The following is a 17,805-nucleotide window of genomic DNA, read 5'->3' as shown; positions in this document are numbered from 1 at the left end:
TATTTATATAAGTTGATTGTAGTGGAGGCTTGGCGACTCCTTGGGGATCAGCGTCACAGATGAGACCCTGGAACGAAGCGAAGCGGCTCATCGGACGCCCCCAGGAAAGCGCCTAGCCGGAACGGAAATCAATCAATTTTATGGTGTAATGAGCCACATAATTTCCTATTCTGCCTTATTCATAACTAGCAATTATTGTTATTTGTACTATAATGGAAAAGGGAATAGAGATGTTTTAAATAAAGTCTGACGGAGGTTTACAATGAGTGTGCCACAATATAAACGAGTAGTTATAAAATTAAGTGGTGAAGCGTTAGCGGGAGAAGCTGGCTTCGGTTTATCACCAAAAATAATCAAGGCTGTTGCAGAGGAAGTAAAAGAAGTAGTAGATCTTGATGTAGAAGTTGCTGTTGTTGTAGGTGGCGGTAATATATGGCGTGGAAAAATCGGTAGTGAAATGGGGATGGATCGTGCGGCAGCCGATTATATGGGTATGCTTGCAACGGTTATGAACTCTCTAGCATTACAAGATGCACTTGAAAAATTAGGCATTGAAACACGTGTCCAATCTTCTATTGTGATGACACAAGTAGCAGAACCATATATTCGTCGTAAAGCAGTTCGTCATCTAGAGAAAAAACGTGTGGTTATTTTTGCAGCAGGGACAGGTAATCCGTTCTTCTCTACTGATACAACTGCTGCATTACGTGCAGCGGAAATCGATGCAGATGCGATTTTAATGGCTAAAAATAATGTAGATGGTGTTTATTCTGCAGATCCTAAAATAGATACAAATGCCATTAAATACGATACACTCACATACTTAGACGTTATTCAACAAGGTTTACAAGTAATGGATTCAACAGCTTCTACTTTATGTATGGATAACGATATTCCGTTAATTGTCTTCTCAATTACAGAACAAGGTAATATTAAACGTGCCGTACTAGGCGAGAAAATTGGAACAGTTGTTAGGAGGAATGCATAATGGCTAAACAAGTATTGGAACAAGCTAAGGAAAAAATGAACAAAACAATCGCAGCTTTCAGTCGTGAATTATCATCAATCCGTGCAGGGCGTGCAAACGCATCACTATTAGATCGCATTACGGTTGATTACTATGGTGCACCAACACCGATTAATCAGCTTGCAGGTGTTGCGGTACCAGAAGCGCGTTTATTAGTTATTACGCCTTACGATAAGACAATCTTAGGTGAAATCGAAAAAGCGATTATGAAATCAGATATTGGTATTACACCAACAAATGATGGATCTGTCATTCGTTTAATGATTCCTGCTTTAACAGAAGAGCGTCGTAAAGATCTTGTGAAGCAAGTGAAGAAAGAAGCAGAGGATGCAAAAATCGCTGTACGTAACGTTCGTCGTGATGCTAATGACGATCTGAAAAAACTTGAAAAAGCTGGCGAAATCACAGAGGATGATCTACGTGGCTACGGTGAAGATATTCAAAAATTAACAGATGAATTCATTGTAAAAGTAGATCAAGTAACGAAAGAAAAAGAAAAAGAAATTCTAGAGGTGTAAGCAGACGCTTTACATATCTAAGATGGAACTTTTTAAGGAGATGAAGGCGTCCTATATATATCAGGACGTCTTTTCTCTTTACAATTAGATCTTAATGTATCAGATTTAGTCAAATCTCATACATTCAAGCTTTTAATTGTCTTAGAGAAATACCTTTCAACTATTTTTGTTTTCTTTTTTGGATTAAGAGGAACTGTTCTTTACGTGAAACTAAAACATAGATGAGGATTGCATGAGATAAAGGGAAACACCCCTTAAAAACCTTACTTGTAAGTAGTTCTAAATGAAGCTGGTTCATACATAGTCAATTTAGAGGGAAAAAAAAGACAAAACGTGCTTTTGTTTGTTATGATAGGTTAGTATACGTCCGATTAGTTGTAGTGGGGGAGTTAGCATGTTTAAAAAGCTATTAGGTAAACAAATAAATATGGATACACTATCATTGGGGGAACGTGTTGCCCTTGCTAAAAGCGAGCCAATTCCTGCCCATGTTGCGATTATTATGGACGGAAATGGACGTTGGGCAAAAAAACGCGCGATGCCTCGTGTTGCCGGGCACCATGAAGGTATGAAGACGGTACGAAAAATCACTAGATTTGCGTCAGATCTTGGAATAAAGGTTTTAACGGTGTATGCGTTCTCAACAGAAAACTGGAAGCGGCCAAAAACAGAAGTAGATTTTCTTATGCGTCTACCTGTTGAATTTTTAGGCTCGTTTTTACCAGAAATGATGGAACGTAATGTACGTGTGGAAATGATTGGAGATCCTGCTTTATTGCCCGCACATACACAGAAAGCCTTGTTTGAAGCGATGGAAGAGACGAAGCATAACACAGGGTTAATTTTAAATTTTGCCTTGAATTATGGAAGTCGTTCTGAAATGGTCAATGCAATGAAAACGATGCTTCAAAAAGTGCAAGATGGTCAATTAACGCTACAAGATATAACAGAAGAATGTTTAGCATCTCATTTAATGACAGCTCATTTACCAGAGCCAGATTTATTAATTCGTACAAGTGGCGAAGTACGTTTAAGTAACTTTATGCTATGGCAGCTCGCCTACACAGAATTTTGGTTTACAGATACATTGTGGCCAGATTTTAGCGAGGAGACCTTACTGGAAGCGGTGGAAAACTATCAGAAACGTAATCGCCGTTACGGTGGGTTGAAGGGAGAAGAAACAACTTGAAACAACGAATCATCACAGCAATAATTGCAGCTGCGCTTTTTATTCCATTTGTTATTTATGGAAATGTACCATTTACACTACTTGTGCTTGCAATGGCTGTTGTCGGCTTTTATGAAATACTAAAAATGAAAGGTATTTCACTTTTTTCAGTGCCCGGTATTTTAGGGTTACTCATTTTACTATTACTTGTTATACCGAAGGATTGGTCGGGTAAGGTAGTAGAAGCAATTGGCTATTCTTCTAATTTGATGGTTGTGTATGGCATCGTTATGCTTTTGCTAATTTATGTGGTTCTTGTCAAAAATAAAATCACATTTGATGAAGTTGGTTTTATATTATTAGGTGCGTTTTATGTAGGCTTAGGCTTCCATTATTTAGTTGAAACAAGAAACGAAGGACTAGTATATGTTGTCTACTGTTTACTAATTGTTTGGACGACGGACTCAGGAGCGTATTTTGTTGGAAGAAAGCTAGGTAAAAATAAGCTATGGCCAGAAATTTCACCAAACAAAACGATAGAAGGATTTATAGGCGGTATTGTGATTGCGGTAATCTTTGCTGTAGGGATGCAGGCTATTTACCCATTTGCAAATGGCTATATCTCACTTATTTTCATCACAATTTTTGCATCAATCATCGGGCAGATGGGTGATTTAGTGGAGTCCGCCATAAAACGTCATTTTGATGTAAAGGATTCAGGAACAATATTACCTGGACATGGCGGAATTTTAGATCGCTTTGATAGTCTATTATTTGTTGTGCCATTATTACACTTTTTGCATTTTTTAGGAAATTAAAGCCATCTAGATTAATGTGAACGTAGTATTTCATTTGTTAGAGAGAAAAAGGGGACAATTTGTCGTGAAAAAAATTAGTTTACTTGGTGCAACGGGGTCCATTGGCTGGCAAACCTATGATATTTTAAAGGAACAACATAATGCCTTTCAGCTAGTCGCATTTTCTTCTGGGAAGAATATCGAAAAAACGCGTGAAATGATTGAAGCTTTGAAGCCAGAGTTGGTGTCTGTTCAGCGAGAAGAGGATGCATTGACACTGGCTAAAGAGTATCCTCAAATCCAATTTTCATTTGGAGAAAAAGGACTTGTTGAGGTGGCTACACATCCAGATTCTACAGTTCTTGTTAATGCTGTTCTTGGTAGTGTCGGTCTAGAGTCAACATTAGCTGCAATTCGAATGGGGAAAACAGTTGCCATTGCCAATAAAGAAACACTTGTAACGGCTGGTCATTTAGTGATGGCAGAGGCTAAGAAATATAATGTTGCAATTTTACCAGTAGATAGTGAGCATTCTGCAATCTTTCAGTCAATGAATGGTGAAAATCCAAAAAATATCGAACGTTTAATTATTACAGCTTCTGGTGGTAGCTTCCGTGACAAATCACGTGATGAATTAAAGCATGTAACCGTTGCGGATGCACTCAATCACCCAAACTGGTCAATGGGTGCGAAGATTACCATAGATTCGGCTACAATGATGAATAAAGGACTAGAAGTCATAGAAGCACATGTCCTATTTGATATGCCTTATGATAAAATTGATGTACTTTTACATAGAGAAAGTATTATTCACTCTCTAGTTGAGTATCATGATACTAGTGTCATTGCGCAGCTCGGTACTCCAGATATGCGTGTACCTATCCAGTATGCCTTAAGCTATCCAGATCGTATGCCTTTGCATAATGGACAACGGCTCAATTTAGCACAGATTGGTCAGCTGCATTTTCAAGAAATGGATTTCGAACGTTATCCAGCATTGCGTCTTGCCTATGAGGCTGGGCGTACTGGGGGTACTATTTTAACAGCGATGAACGCAGCAAATGAGGCGGCAGTTGGGGCATTTTTACAAGGGAAAATAACATTCCTTGAAATTGATGAAACAATCGAACGTGTGATGCAGGCACATAACAACATTTTAGTGCCAGATTTACAGACAATTTTGCAGGTAGACGGTGAAACAAGAAAAACAGTGTTAGACATGGTAAAATAACAAAAGTAAGATTATGTTAACTATTCACTTTTAAAGGTGGGGTATTATGCAAACAGCCATTGCATTTATATTAATATTTGGCCTGCTCGTATTCTTCCATGAACTTGGTCACTTCCTGTTTGCGAAACGCGCAGGAATTATGGTTCGTGAGTTTGCAATCGGTATGGGTCCAAAAATTTATGGAAAAACACATGGTGAAACAATCTATACGGTACGACTTTTACCAATTGGTGGTTACGTTCGTATGGCTGGTGATGACATGGATGGTACGGAATTGCTACCTGGATACCGTGTAGGGCTTATTGTTGATGAAGATAATCGTGTCCAAAAAATTATTTTCAATCAAAATAACAAGCAGTTACCAGACTTATTATTTTTAGAAGTTGAACGAGCTGATTTAGAAAAAGATTTATTTATTGAAGGCTATGATGAAGAAGAGAATTTAGTGCGTTATAGTGTGACAAGGGATTGCATTCTGGTTGAAAATGGAAAAGAAACGTTAATCGCACCATATGACCGTCAATTTAATGCTAAGACAGTGGGACAACGTGCAATGACAATCTTTGCGGGACCATTGTTTAACTTTATATTAGCATTTTTCATTTATTTAGTGATTGGGTTATTAAATGGTGTACCTACAAATGAGCCAATTATTACAGAAGTTGTAGATAACAATCCCGCTGCACAGGCAGGTATGCTTGCAGGAGACCGGGTGAAATCAATAGATGGACAAGCTGTTGAGACGTGGCAGGACTTAGTTTCGATTGTACAAAATCGACCTGGTGAGACGATTAATGTAACAGTTGAGCGAGATGGAGCAACGGAAAATCTCACAATGACAGTGAAAGAAGTGAAAGAAGAAAACGGTGGGACATATGGTCAAATTGGAGTGACAAGCCCAAGAGTCCACAACCCTTTAAAAGCTGTCGTCTATGGTGCTCAAGAAACATATCATATGACAGTGCGTATTTTTGAATTACTGGGAATGCTTATTACTGGTCAATTTACAATTGATGCATTATCAGGGCCTGTAGGGATTTATAAAACGACAGAGACTGTTGCAGCATGGGGAATTTATGCTTTAATGAATTTTGCAGCCATGTTAAGTATTAATCTAGGCATCATGAATTTATTACCACTTCCTGCTCTTGATGGTGGCCGCCTTTTATTCTTCGGCTTTGAGGCAGTAAGAGGTAAGCCAATTGATCGTCAAAAAGAAGGTATGGTCCATTTTGTTGGTATCGTACTATTAATGATTTTAATGGTAGTTGTCACATGGAATGATATTCAACGATTCTTCTTTTAGCGAAGAAAGGTTAACATTACATCATAGTTAGAGGAAGCCTATGCGTGATTATTACGTCAAGGCTAACATGGATGGAAAACATAGCTTTGAGCGCAATTTATTTGAAACATTGCGTTCAAAGCTAAATTTGTTTATGCTAATTAGAGTATAAACTTATTTATCTTCATTCAGCAGAAGACTTCCACCATTACAGGTGGTGAGATGAATGCAGATTTGGTTCCTTTTCAGTAGGTTTCCAAACACATGCTGAATGAAGATAAAACCTCCGGCGGTGTCACGGATTTTCAAAGGAATGAATAAAAGGATGTTAGCCTAAAACCTTCGCATCCTTCGAAAATGGCTAACTGACCTGCATCGGTAAAAACGTCACGTCCTGTGGCATTACCGAAATGACCGACATCGTGTCGGCCCTCGTGCAGGCCTAGGCACAATTCAAAATCCAGACGCAATTACGCCAAAGCGAAATTGATGAAAAAAGGTGGAACACTGAATGAAGCAAAGTAAAACATTTATCCCAACGCTACGTGAAGTACCTGCTGATGCAGATGTAAAATCGCATAAGCAATTACTACGTGCAGGGTTTATTCGTCAAAATACAAGTGGGGTATACTCGTATTTACCGCTTGCAAAACGTGTGTTATCAAAAATTGAAAATATTATTCGCGAAGAAATGGAAGCTATTAACTCTATTGAACTGTTAATGCCTGCATTACAATCTGCGGAGCTATGGCAGGAATCTGGCCGCTGGGAGAAATATGGTCCAGAATTAATGCGTTTGAAAGATAGTCATGATCGTGACTTTGCATTAGGGCCTACACATGAAGAGGTCATTACAACTCTTGTACGTGATGAAATTAAATCTTATAAAAAATTACCATTAACACTATACCAAATTCAAACAAAGTTCCGTGATGAAAAACGTCCTCGCTTTGGATTATTACGAGGTAGAGAGTTTATTATGAAAGATGCTTATTCATTCCATGCATCACGTGAAAGCTTAGATGAAACATATGATGATATGTATCGAGCATACTCTAATATTTTTTCTCGTCTAGGCTTAAATTATCGTGCAGTTATTGCGGATGCTGGTTCCATCGGTGGGAAAGGCACACATGAATTCATGGTGCTTTCTGCAATTGGAGAAGATACAATCGCATACTCAAACACGTCTGATTATGCTGCAAACATTGAAATGGCAGAAGTAGTAGTAGACTATCAAGCATCAGATGAGGCATTAAAAGACCTTGAAAAAGTAGCAACACCAGATCAAAAAACAATTGAGGATGTATCTGCTTTCTTAAATATTGAGTCCTCCAATGTAATTAAATCTTTAGTATTTGATGTTGATGGTGAATTAGTCGTTGTACTTGCACGAGGCGACCATGAAATTAACGATATTAAACTAAAAAATGCCCTTGATGCTGGGTCAGTTGAACTTGCTAGTGAAGCAGCTATTCAAGACCTATTAGGCTGTGGAGTTGGATCTATTGGACCAGTAAAATTACCAGTAGATGTCAAGGTAGTAGCGGACAATGCAATAAAATCTATCCGTAATGGAGTAGCTGGTGCAAATGTGGATGGATTCCACTTAATCAATGTAAATCCAGAGCGTGATTTTGCTGTTAATGATTATTTAGATATTCGCTTTATTCAAGAGGGTGATCCATCACCAGATGGACAAGGTATCATAAAATTTGCAGAAGGCATAGAGGTTGGTCATATTTTCAAATTAGGGACTACTTATTCTGCAAAAATGAATGGTACTTTCTTAGATGAGCAAGGGAAGGCACAGCCATTTATTATGGGCTGCTATGGTATTGGTGTTTCACGTATTTTAGCTGCTGTGGCTGAGCAATTCCAAGATGAAAATGGTTTCATTTGGCCAACGCAATTAGCGCCATATGACATTCATGTTGTACCTGTAAATACAAAGGATGAAACACAGGTAGCCCTAGCAGATGAGCTTTATGGCTTATTAAAGTCGTACCGCTATGATGTGCTTTTGGATGATCGTGCCGAGCGTGCTGGAGTTAAATTTGCTGATGCAGATTTGATTGGTTTACCGGTTCGTGTAACAGTTGGTAAAAAAGCAACTGAAGGTGTTGTTGAAGTCAAGTTCCGTCAAACAGGTGAGACATTTGAATGGAAAAAAGAAGAGGTTATTGATCGCTTAAATGAATTTTTCCGTAAAAACTAATTTCCTTTAACAAAGGTGAAATTGCTTCCAATAGAGGCTACCCTTTAACTTCTTTCAGCAGAAGTCTCCCACCTCTATAAGTGGTGAGATGAATGCGAATTTAAGCTACTTTTCAGAGGGTGTCCAAACACCCGCTGAAATAGCGGAACTCAGTCTAAGAACGCCACGTCCTGTGGCAACGACTGAGTGACCAACATCATGTTGGCCCAAAGCCTCCAGCGGATGCCACGGAATCGAAAAGGAGTTCTTTGTGTAAGCACAAAGCCGATTCCGGACGCAATTATGCCGAGGCATAATTGATTTTTGATAAGATAGTAGTAAAGAATTCGCGACACTTCTGCGGGACAATGAACCAATCAAGCAATTTCAGATGCCAAAAAGTATCTGTTGTTGCTTGTAAATCGCCCGTAGAGAGGGTGCGAATTTTTTTCTTCAATTTAGATTGTAGAAAGCAGGTGTCACTAAATTGGAACAGCAACAAGAGGCAAGAACGAGGTTTCGAATGCTCTTGCAGCAACTAGAGTTAACAGAAGATGTGTATATGTCCTTTTTTGAAGAAGGTGAATTATCACGTTTAACCGTTCACAAAAAAAACAGACTATGGCATTTCACCATTAAATTAAGAGAAATACTTCCGTTTCCGTTATATCAGCTTTTTCGTACACATTTAACGGAGAAATTTTCTGCTATTGCACAGATTCATACAACATTTGAAACGATAGAGAAAGATGTGACAGAAGAGCTTATTCAGGCTTATTGGTTAACTGTAGTTGAACAAATAGATGAAATGGCGCCAACCCTTAAAAATTGTCTTGCATCTCAAATGCCAACGTGGAATGGTCAAAAGATTACTTTATCCTGCATGCAAGAAATGGAATTTATGATGCTAAAAACAAAGTATGCAGAAAAGCTTTCCATAAGCTATAGTCAATTTGGTTTTCCATCGATGGTTATAGACTTTGTGTTACAGGATGAAACAGAAGAAATGATTGCAGCACAGGAAGCTTTTATGGAACAAAAGCGCTTGGAAGAAGCTGCTTTAGCCCAGCAAGCGATACAAGATTACCAAAAACGTGAGCAGGAGAAGAAAGACAATCCAGCAATTGCGAACCTTGGTGATCGCCCATTCCAGCTGGGAATGCATATTAAAGACGATGAGATAATGGAAATTAAACGAATTGTTGAGGAAGAACGTCGAGTTATTATTGAAGGTTTTGTCTTTGATACAGAAATTAAGGAACTGAAAAGTGGTCGCTCATTATTACAAATCAAAATGACCGACTATACGGATTCTATCATTGTCAAAATGTTCTCACGCGATAATGATGATGCCGAGCTGATGCAATATTTGAAAAAGGGTATGTGGATAAAAGTCCGAGGATCTGTTCAAACAGATACATTTATTCGTGACTTAATCGTGATGGCCAATGATATTAATGAAATCAAAAAAGAAACAAGACAGGATAAGGCACCAGAGGGTGAAAAACGTGTTGAATTACACTTGCATACACCAATGAGTCAAATGGACGCTGTTACCCCAGTTGATCGTCTTGTGGCTCAGGCCGCAAAATGGGGGCATCCAGCTGTCGCTATTACTGACCATGCAGTAGTACAATCCTTCCCAGATGCTTATGCAGCAGGAAAAAAACATGGCATCAAAGTAATCTATGGCATGGAAGCAAATTTAGTTGATGATGGCGTACCAATTGCTTATGCCCCTGAGCATCAATTATTAGCTGATGCTACCTATGTTGTATTTGACGTGGAAACAACAGGTCTTTCCACAGCTTACGATACAATCATTGAGCTTGCTGCAGTTAAAATTAAAGATGGAAATGTGATTGATAAATACGAAAGCTTTGCCAATCCACACCATCCGTTATCAGCGACCACCATTGAACTAACGGGTATTACAGACGATATGGTGCGAAATGCGCCAGAAGTGGAGCAAGTCATCAAGGAGTTCCATGCATTTATTGGAGATGGCATTGTTGTAGCTCATAATGCATCATTTGATATTGGCTTTTTATATACAGGCTATAAAAAATATGAGCTTGAGGGCACCATTCATCCAGTCATTGATACACTGGAACTTGCCAGATTACTCTACCCGACGATGAAAAATCACCGTTTAAATACACTTTGTAAAAAATTCAATATTGAATTAACTCAACATCACCGAGCTATTTATGATACAGAAGCAACAGGTTACTTACTTTTACAACTGTTAAAAGATGCAGATGAATTAAATATTAAATACCACGATGACTTTAATAAGCATATTGGTGGTGGAGATGCTTATAAAAAAGGAAGACCGATGCACTGCACAATTTTGGCAGTAGATAATGCTGGGCTTAAAAATTTATTTAAAATCGTCACTCACTCACATACAAAAACGTTTTATCGTGTGCCTCGTGTTACACGAGCGGTCCTAGAGCAATATAGAGAAGGTTTATTGATCGGATCTGGCTGTAGTAATGGTGAAGTATTTGAGACGATGATGAATAAATCACCAGAGGAAGCTGAAAAAGTTGCAAGGTTCTATGATTATATTGAAGTTCAGCCTAAGGCAGTGTATGCACCATTAATTGAGCGTAATGTCGTTCGTGATGAATGGACACTTGAAGATATTATTCGAAAACTTGTAAAACTTGGGAAGAAGCTGGATAAACCAGTTGTGGCAACCGGAAATGTTCATTATTTAGATCCAACAGATGGAATGTTCAGACAAATATTAATTGGTTCACAAGGTGGAGCCAACATTTTAAATAAATCAAAGCTACCTGAGGTTCATTTTAGAACAACGGATGAAATGCTCAAAGAATTTGATTTTTTAGGACCAGATTTTGCAAAAGAGGTGGTTGTTACCAACTCTCAAAAAGTTGCAAATATGATTGGTGATGTGAAGCCTATTAAAGACGATTTATATACACCTAAAATTGAAGGCTCGGATGATGAGGTAACAAATTTAACTTATGAAATGGCCCATCGCATTTATGGTGATGACTTACCTGAAATCGTGAAGGCACGTATCGAGAAGGAACTAAAATCGATTTTAGGTCATGGCTTCGGTGTAATTTATTTAATCTCTGCGAAGCTAGTGAAAAAATCATTAGCTGATGGCTATTTAGTTGGTTCCCGTGGTTCTGTTGGATCTTCGTTAGTAGCAACCTTTATGGAGATTACGGAGGTAAATCCACTACCGCCTCACTACATTTGCCCAAATTGTAAGCATTCCGAGTTTTTTGATGATGGATCTGTTAGCTCAGGCTTTGATTTACCTAATAAAGATTGTACGGAATGTGGTACACCTTATAAAAAAGACGGGCAGGATATTCCATTCGAAACATTCCTTGGTTTTAAAGGAGATAAGGTGCCTGATATCGATTTGAGTGCGACACGTTGTTAACTGAAAAGGTTAACCACCATATTTGGTAGAACTGCTATTTCGAAGTGTGGAATGATAGGGTAACGTCTTGAAACACACTCGCTGAAGCTACGACATGCAAGTGGATGACTGCAAAACTGAAACTTGTATGAAGCTCGTTAAAGTAGGCTGAAGTTCACCCAAACAGTATGGCTGTGGAAAGAGAGCAATCTTGTGAATGATAGGTCTGGTGTCTATAAACTTTCTATGGTTAGAATCAGTAGAATCACTGGGACGAACCCTCGACTGACTTTTCGTGAATGTCACGTAGTAGAAATGCTGCGGGGTCCAAATAGGACTTCTAGCTGTGGATGAGTAAGCGTTTGGTTATGAAAATCCATCTTGTGTTACAGGCACATGCAAGCCTAGCGGAATTTAGGGGGAACCTAAGGAAAGATGCACAGATAGAAATAGTGGAACGTGTGAAGCTCCGAACGTAAGAGGAAGTTGCATTCTGATGACAACGGTGTAAGGAAAGGCTATGTGAACTAGCTATAACTTACTTAAACGGAGTGGCAGTAGTGCCGTAGTACCGTTGAAGAAATGCCATTGATGACTGAATAACAAATAGGTCGGAGGAGAAAACATTTCAGAGGGAAGGGCACAAGTCGTTAGTGTTGAAGATAAACCTACACAAGTCAGATTCTAGTATGACTAAAGAGAATGAAAGCTTCGAGTACGAGGTGATTAATTGGCTGACTTAATGATACAAAAGTTAAGAAATAACGAATATTTTGAATTACAAACAGCTTTTGATAATCTTTATGAAAAACCTTTATCAATTGATTATTTCCGAAGAAAACATTTTACTTGCCTTTCGAAACTTGAAGAGCAATACAGGTAGCAAAACGAAAGGTGCTAATGGACACACAATTAAACACTTGAATAAAATGAATGCTGATAAACTAGTCAAACTTGTCCGAAGAAGGCTTGAAGATTATGCACCACATGCTGTTAGGCGATTATTTATCCCGAAACCAAATGGGAAGATGAGACCTATAGGTATTCCGACAATTGAGGATAGACTGATACAACAAATGTTTTTACAAGTATTAGAACCAATTACGGAGGCAAAATTCAACCCACAAAGTTACGGATTCAGACCTAAACGCAGCACACATGATGCATTGGCAAGGTGTTATCATATGGTAAATCACAGCCATCAACACTTTGTAATTGATATCGATATAAAAGGTTTCTTCGATAATATGAATCATAAAAAACTTATGAGGCAATTATGGACGATTGGCATTAGGGATAAAAAAGTATTAGCTATTATAACGAAGATGCTGAAAGCTGAAATTACAGGTGAAGGAGTACCGTCAAAAGGAACACCACAAGGAGGCATTTTATCTCCTCTACTCGCCAATGTAGTATTAAATGAGTTAGACTGGTGGATTTCGAATCAATGGGAAACAAAACCTACCAAAGTACCTTACAAGCTAAAACGCAACAAAACCGATGCTCTAAAGAAAACAAAGCTAAAACCGATGTACCTAGTTCGGTATGCAGATGATTTTAAAATTTTCACAAATTCCTATGAAAACGCCAGAAAGATAAAAATAGCTGTCGAAAAATGGTTAAAAGAACGATTGGGATTAGAGATTAGTGAAGAAAAGAGTAAAATCACAAACTTGCGGAAAAACGGTACAGACTTTTTAGGGATTCGGTTTAGAGCGGTGCAGAAAGGCAATGCGAAAACGGGATACATTGTAAATTCAAAAATGGACCCAAAGGCAAAAGAAAAGGTACAAGGTGTTATTAAGCATCAACTAATAAAGTTAAGAAAAAGCCCTACCCCTAAAAAAGTGATGAACTTCAATGCGAATATTTTAGGATTGCAAAACTACTATAAGATTGCAACTAGAATATCGCAGGACTTTAATGAAATAAGGCATAATGTTCATCCGAATATTAAGTCACTCATGTACAGGAACATATTTGTGAAAACAAAAGAAACAAATGGAGTGATTGATAAGTTTTATGGGGATTACAATTATCCACGTTTCAAAAGCAATGGATTACTGGTATATCCTATTGAAGCAGTTCGACATGATATACGAGGACAACGCAAACCTGAATTTACGATTTATAACGCAAAAGATAGGCTAGCAATTCATAAAGATTTAAAACAAGTGTCTGTTAGAGAGATTGAAATGTTTCGTAGAGGAATATATAAATCGAAAAGTGTTTTGTATGAAAATAACCGCCTTAGTAAATATGTAGCACAAAAAGGTTGTTGTGGTATTACAGGTGAGAGATTAACACCCCATCAAGCCATTTGCCACCATAGAAAACCAACAGCTCATGGCGGCACAGATGGGTATGATAATTTAATTATTATCAACAAGCAATATCATATGCTTATCCATCATTCAGACCCACTAACAAATAAAGAATATCAAAAGATAATAAGTAAATTCGAAGTAAAAGCAATAAATAAATTAAACAGGCTAAGAACGGAAGTAGGAAATCCAAAACTAAGCCTTTAAATTCAACAAAACTAACGATGGAACGCCGTATGAGTGTGAAAGCCTCATGTACGGTGTGGGACGGGGGAAAAACTAGAGATAACGTCAAAGGTTTACCTATCGTCATATTTTTCTGGCGAATATCAACCAAATGCCCATAACTATACGAAAGTTCTATTCGGTGAAGATTATGTATATCGTGCTGGAACAATCGGTACAGTTGCTGAGAAAACAGCGTATGGTTATGTAAAGGGATATGCAAGTGATAATAACCTGCATTTTCGTGGGGCAGAAGTAGATCGCTTAGTTCAGGGCTGTACAGGTGTTAAACGAACAACAGGACAACATCCTGGAGGGATTATCGTAGTACCAGATTATATGGATATTTTCGACTTCTCCCCAGTACAATACCCTGCGGATGCACAGGATGCTGAATGGCGAACAACTCATTTTGATTTCCATTCCATTCATGACAATATTTTAAAGCTGGATATTCTTGGGCACGATGATCCGACTGTGATTCGGATGTTGCAGGATTTATCAGGTATAGATCCGAAAACGATTCCAACAGATGATCCAGTCGTTATGAAAATTTTTAGTTCCCCTGAAACTTTAGGTGTAACAGAAAAACAAATCGGCTGTAAAACAGGAACATTAGGAATACCAGAGTTTGGTACTCGATTTGTACGCCAAATGCTTGAAGATACAAAGCCATCGACTTTCTCAGAGCTTGTGCAAATTTCAGGACTTTCTCATGGAACGGACGTATGGCTAGGAAATGCTCAGGAATTAATACAAAACGGTACATGTGTACTGAAAGAGGTAATTGGCTGTCGTGACGATATCATGGTGTATTTAATTTACCAAGGACTAGAACCGTCATTGGCCTTTAAAATTATGGAGTCTGTACGTAAAGGTAAAGGATTATCTGAGGAGTTTGAAGCAGAGATGCTTGCAAATAAAGTACCAGGCTGGTATATCGAATCATGTAAAAAAATAAAATACATGTTCCCGAAGGCCCATGCAGCAGCTTATGTGTTAATGGCTGTACGTATCGCTTGGTTTAAGGTACACTTCCCAATCCTTTATTATGCAGCTTATTTCACAGTTCGTGCCGATGATTTTGATTTAATATCGATGGTACAGGGTTCACAAATGATCCGTGCTAAAATTGATGAAATCAATATGAAAGGCTTAGATGCTTCTACTAAAGAGAAAAACTTATTAACGGTAATGGAGCTTGCTCTTGAAATGTGTGAGCGTGGTATGAGCTTCCAAAAGGTTGACCTGTACCGTTCAAAGGCTAGTGAATTTGTGATAGATGGTAACACATTAATCCCACCATTCGATGCGATCCCTGGACTCGGTACGAACGTTGCGAAAACAATTGTGGCAGCACGTGAGGAAGGTGAGTTTTTATCGAAGGAAGATTTACAGCAGCGAGGTCGTGTATCTAAAACTTTAATTGAATATATGGATCAACTGGGCTGTTTAGAAGGCATGCCAGACGCTAATCAGCTATCACTATTCTAATTATTACGCATGTTATTTATCTTCACTCAGTTAATGTTTTTTGTAGCCAAAGCAAAGCGACAGTTACAATTACGCCAAGGCGAAATTGATTTTTTTGGCAAACTAATGGACATTTTCGAATTCCAGACACATCTATGGCGATATGTTAGAGATGTCTAGAATAAGGAAATTTGCATTGTGTTGTAAACTGTGCTATTCTTATGGTAATAATTTGTTGATAATTTTCCAGCAAAAGAGTGGGGCCTACCCGCTCTTTTCTGTTGTTATACCGTAGCAAAACAAATTTTTGACTAACAGCAGGTAAGACCGTAAAATTTCACCAAAGCAATGGTGGAATTTCTGTTTTATTATGGTTCATTACAACATTTTGTTTTAGTGATGAATCCTTATTACGCTAGAATTTAATAGATACAGGAGGCAACAATGAGCAAAGTACCATCTTTAATTGAAGTGCTCGCTAAACCAATTGTAGAAGAGTTAAACCTTGAGTTAGTGGATATTGAGTACGTAAAAGAAGGGCGTAACTGGTTTTTACGCGTTTATGTCGATACACCTGAAGGCGGTATTGACATTGACCAATGTGCTCAAGTAAGTGAAAGACTAAGTCTACTATTGGATGAAAAAGACCCAATTACACAAAACTATTATTTAGAAGTTTCTTCACCTGGAGCAGAACGTCCACTAAAAAAAGATGCTGATTTTGAAAAAGCGGTTGGTAAATTTATTTATGTAAAGACCTATGAACCCATTAAGGACATGAAGGAATTCCAAGGCTACTTAACGTCATACAATGAACATACATTAGTGATGGAAGTACGTATTAAAACGCGCAAAATAACAGTAACCATTGAACAGGAAAAAATCGCATTGGCACGACTAGCCATCGATTTTTGAGCATAATGCATATTTAGGAGTGAAAAAAATGAGTAGTGATTTGTTAGATGCGCTAACTGCGCTAGAAGAACAAAAAGGAATTTCAAGAGATGTGTTGATTGAAGCAATTGAAGCGGCATTGGTTACAGCTTACAAACGCAACTTTAATCAGGCACAGAATGTTCGTGTGGACTTAAATTTAGATAAGGGCTCTATTCGTGTCTTTTCACGTAAAGATGTTGTAGAAGAGGTAGAGGATGATCGTTTACAAATATCTTTAGAGGATGCAAAAGCTATCAACCCGGCTTATCAATTAGAAGATGTGGTTGAACAAGAAGTGACACCTCGTAACTTCGGTCGTATTGCTGCTCAAACAGCGAAACAAGTTGTGACACAGCGCGTACGCGAGGCTGAACGAGGCTTAATTTACGAACAATACGTAGACCGTGAAGACGATATTGTTACAGGTGTAGTAGAGCGACTAGATGCTCGCAATATTTATGTAGGTTTAGGTAAAGTTGAAGCTGCACTGCCAGTCAATGAACAAATACAAGGTGAAAAATACCACCCGCATGATCGTATTAAAGTCTATATTACAAAGGTTGAGAGAACAACTCGCGGACCGCAAGTCATTGTGTCACGCACACATCCAGGATTATTACGTCGATTATTTGAGATGGAAGTACCTGAAATTTATGAAGGTATTGTAGAAATTAAATCGATTGCTCGAGAAGCGGGAGATCGTTCAAAAATCTCTGTGCATGCACATAATGAAGAGGTAGATCCAGTAGGCTCATGTGTAGGAGCAAAAGGTGCTCGTGTTCAAACTATTGTGAATGAATTAAACGGTGAAAAAATCGATATCGTTGAATGGTCAGAAGATCCAGTTGTCTTCGTGGCAAATGCTCTTAGCCCTTCAAAGGTTTTAGATGTTCAAGTAAACGAAGAAGAAAAATCTACAACGGTTGTTGTACCTGACTATCAATTATCTCTAGCAATTGGTAAACGTGGTCAAAATGCACGTTTAGCTGCAAAGCTAACTGGTTGGAAGATTGATATTAAGAGTGAAACAGATGCCCGTGAGCTAGGAATTTATCCATCTGCTACTAGCACCTATATTCCTGCTGAGGATGAAGAAAGTGATTTTGATGGTGTAGCAGTTGACTTATATCAAGACGACGAAGAATAAGTAAGAAAGGCCGTGTGACTAGTCTGCTGCCATTATTCAGTGGACGTTGAGGGCGTCGACTGAATAAT

General features: G+C 38.3%; 9 protein-coding genes and 3 pseudogenes. All 12 read left to right on the top strand.

Features of this window, described 5'->3' with window-relative positions; translation table 11 throughout:
* The first annotated feature begins 262 nt into the window (after positions 1-262).
* The 12 genes and pseudogenes from pyrH to nusA all read left to right on the top strand — a co-directional run bounded on the left by pyrH (position 263) and on the right by nusA (position 17,737).
* The gene (gene pyrH / locus ACQKIM_RS05755; RefSeq protein WP_427540400.1) at positions 263-988 is read left to right on the top strand and encodes a UMP kinase; all 726 of its coding nucleotides are present in this window, start codon (positions 263-265) and stop codon (positions 986-988) included.
* Positions 988-1,545: a ribosome recycling factor gene (gene frr, locus ACQKIM_RS05750; RefSeq protein ID WP_427540398.1), complete on the top strand. Its 558-nt coding sequence runs from the start codon at positions 988-990 to the stop codon at positions 1,543-1,545. The genes pyrH and frr overlap by 1 nt, the downstream gene beginning before the upstream one ends.
* Positions 1,546-1,939: 394 nt before the next feature.
* A complete protein-coding gene (locus ACQKIM_RS05745) occupies positions 1,940-2,734 on the top strand; it encodes an isoprenyl transferase (protein WP_427540395.1) in 795 nt (264 codons plus the stop codon).
* Complete coding sequence (locus tag ACQKIM_RS05740) at positions 2,731-3,531, top strand: phosphatidate cytidylyltransferase (RefSeq protein WP_427540392.1); 801 nt, start codon at positions 2,731-2,733, stop codon at positions 3,529-3,531. Before ACQKIM_RS05745 ends, ACQKIM_RS05740 begins: the two co-directional genes overlap by 4 nt.
* A gap of 64 nt (positions 3,532-3,595) precedes the next feature.
* Positions 3,596-4,741, top strand: coding sequence for a 1-deoxy-D-xylulose-5-phosphate reductoisomerase (gene dxr / locus ACQKIM_RS05735; RefSeq protein WP_427540389.1), 1,146 nt, complete (start codon positions 3,596-3,598; stop codon positions 4,739-4,741).
* A 46-nt stretch (positions 4,742-4,787) separates the two neighbouring features.
* Entirely contained in the window at positions 4,788-6,047 is a 1,260-nt protein-coding gene (gene rseP / locus ACQKIM_RS05730) for an RIP metalloprotease RseP (protein WP_427540386.1), read from the top strand.
* Between the two features lie 490 nt (positions 6,048-6,537).
* Entirely contained in the window at positions 6,538-8,244 is a 1,707-nt protein-coding gene (locus tag ACQKIM_RS05725) for a proline--tRNA ligase (RefSeq protein ID WP_427540383.1), read from the top strand.
* 466 nt (positions 8,245-8,710) lie between these two features.
* Positions 8,711-11,638 (top strand): annotated as a pseudogene (locus ACQKIM_RS05720) (PolC-type DNA polymerase III); the annotation flags it as partial.
* A 724-nt stretch (positions 11,639-12,362) separates the two neighbouring features.
* Positions 12,363-14,163: pseudogene (gene ltrA / locus ACQKIM_RS05715) on the top strand (group II intron reverse transcriptase/maturase).
* A gap of 108 nt (positions 14,164-14,271) precedes the next feature.
* Positions 14,272-15,675, top strand: a pseudogene (locus ACQKIM_RS05710) (PolC-type DNA polymerase III); the annotation flags it as partial.
* A gap of 423 nt (positions 15,676-16,098) precedes the next feature.
* Positions 16,099-16,569 carry a ribosome maturation factor RimP gene (gene rimP / locus ACQKIM_RS05705; protein ID WP_427540380.1) on the top strand — a complete coding sequence of 157 codons (471 nt, stop codon included), beginning with the start codon at positions 16,099-16,101 and terminating at the stop codon, positions 16,567-16,569.
* A 28-nt stretch (positions 16,570-16,597) separates the two neighbouring features.
* Positions 16,598-17,737: a transcription termination factor NusA gene (gene nusA / locus ACQKIM_RS05700; protein ID WP_427540377.1), complete on the top strand. Its 1,140-nt coding sequence runs from the start codon at positions 16,598-16,600 to the stop codon at positions 17,735-17,737.
* Positions 17,738-17,805: the final 68 nt, after the last annotated feature.

This window comes from Lysinibacillus sp. NPDC047702, assembly GCF_050272555.1.
GTDB lineage: Bacteria > Bacillota > Bacilli > Bacillales_A > Planococcaceae > Lysinibacillus.
The sequence above is the reverse complement of the archived record's forward strand: the minus strand, read 5'-3'. Positions and strand labels throughout refer to the sequence as shown.

Excerpts from the sequence above, each read along its gene's own strand:
- pyrH (WP_427540400.1), top strand. The coding sequence starts at position 263 with ATGAGTGTGCCACAATATAAACGAGTAGTTATAAAATTAAGTGGTGAA.
- frr (WP_427540398.1), top strand. The coding sequence starts at position 988 with ATGGCTAAACAAGTATTGGAACAAGCTAAGGAAAAAATGAACAAAACA.
- ACQKIM_RS05745 (WP_427540395.1), top strand. The coding sequence starts at position 1,940 with ATGTTTAAAAAGCTATTAGGTAAACAAATAAATATGGATACACTATCA.
- rseP (WP_427540386.1), top strand. The coding sequence starts at position 4,788 with ATGCAAACAGCCATTGCATTTATATTAATATTTGGCCTGCTCGTATTC.
- ACQKIM_RS05725 (WP_427540383.1), top strand. The coding sequence starts at position 6,538 with ATGAAGCAAAGTAAAACATTTATCCCAACGCTACGTGAAGTACCTGCT.
- rimP (WP_427540380.1), top strand. The coding sequence starts at position 16,099 with ATGAGCAAAGTACCATCTTTAATTGAAGTGCTCGCTAAACCAATTGTA.
- nusA (WP_427540377.1), top strand. The coding sequence starts at position 16,598 with ATGAGTAGTGATTTGTTAGATGCGCTAACTGCGCTAGAAGAACAAAAA.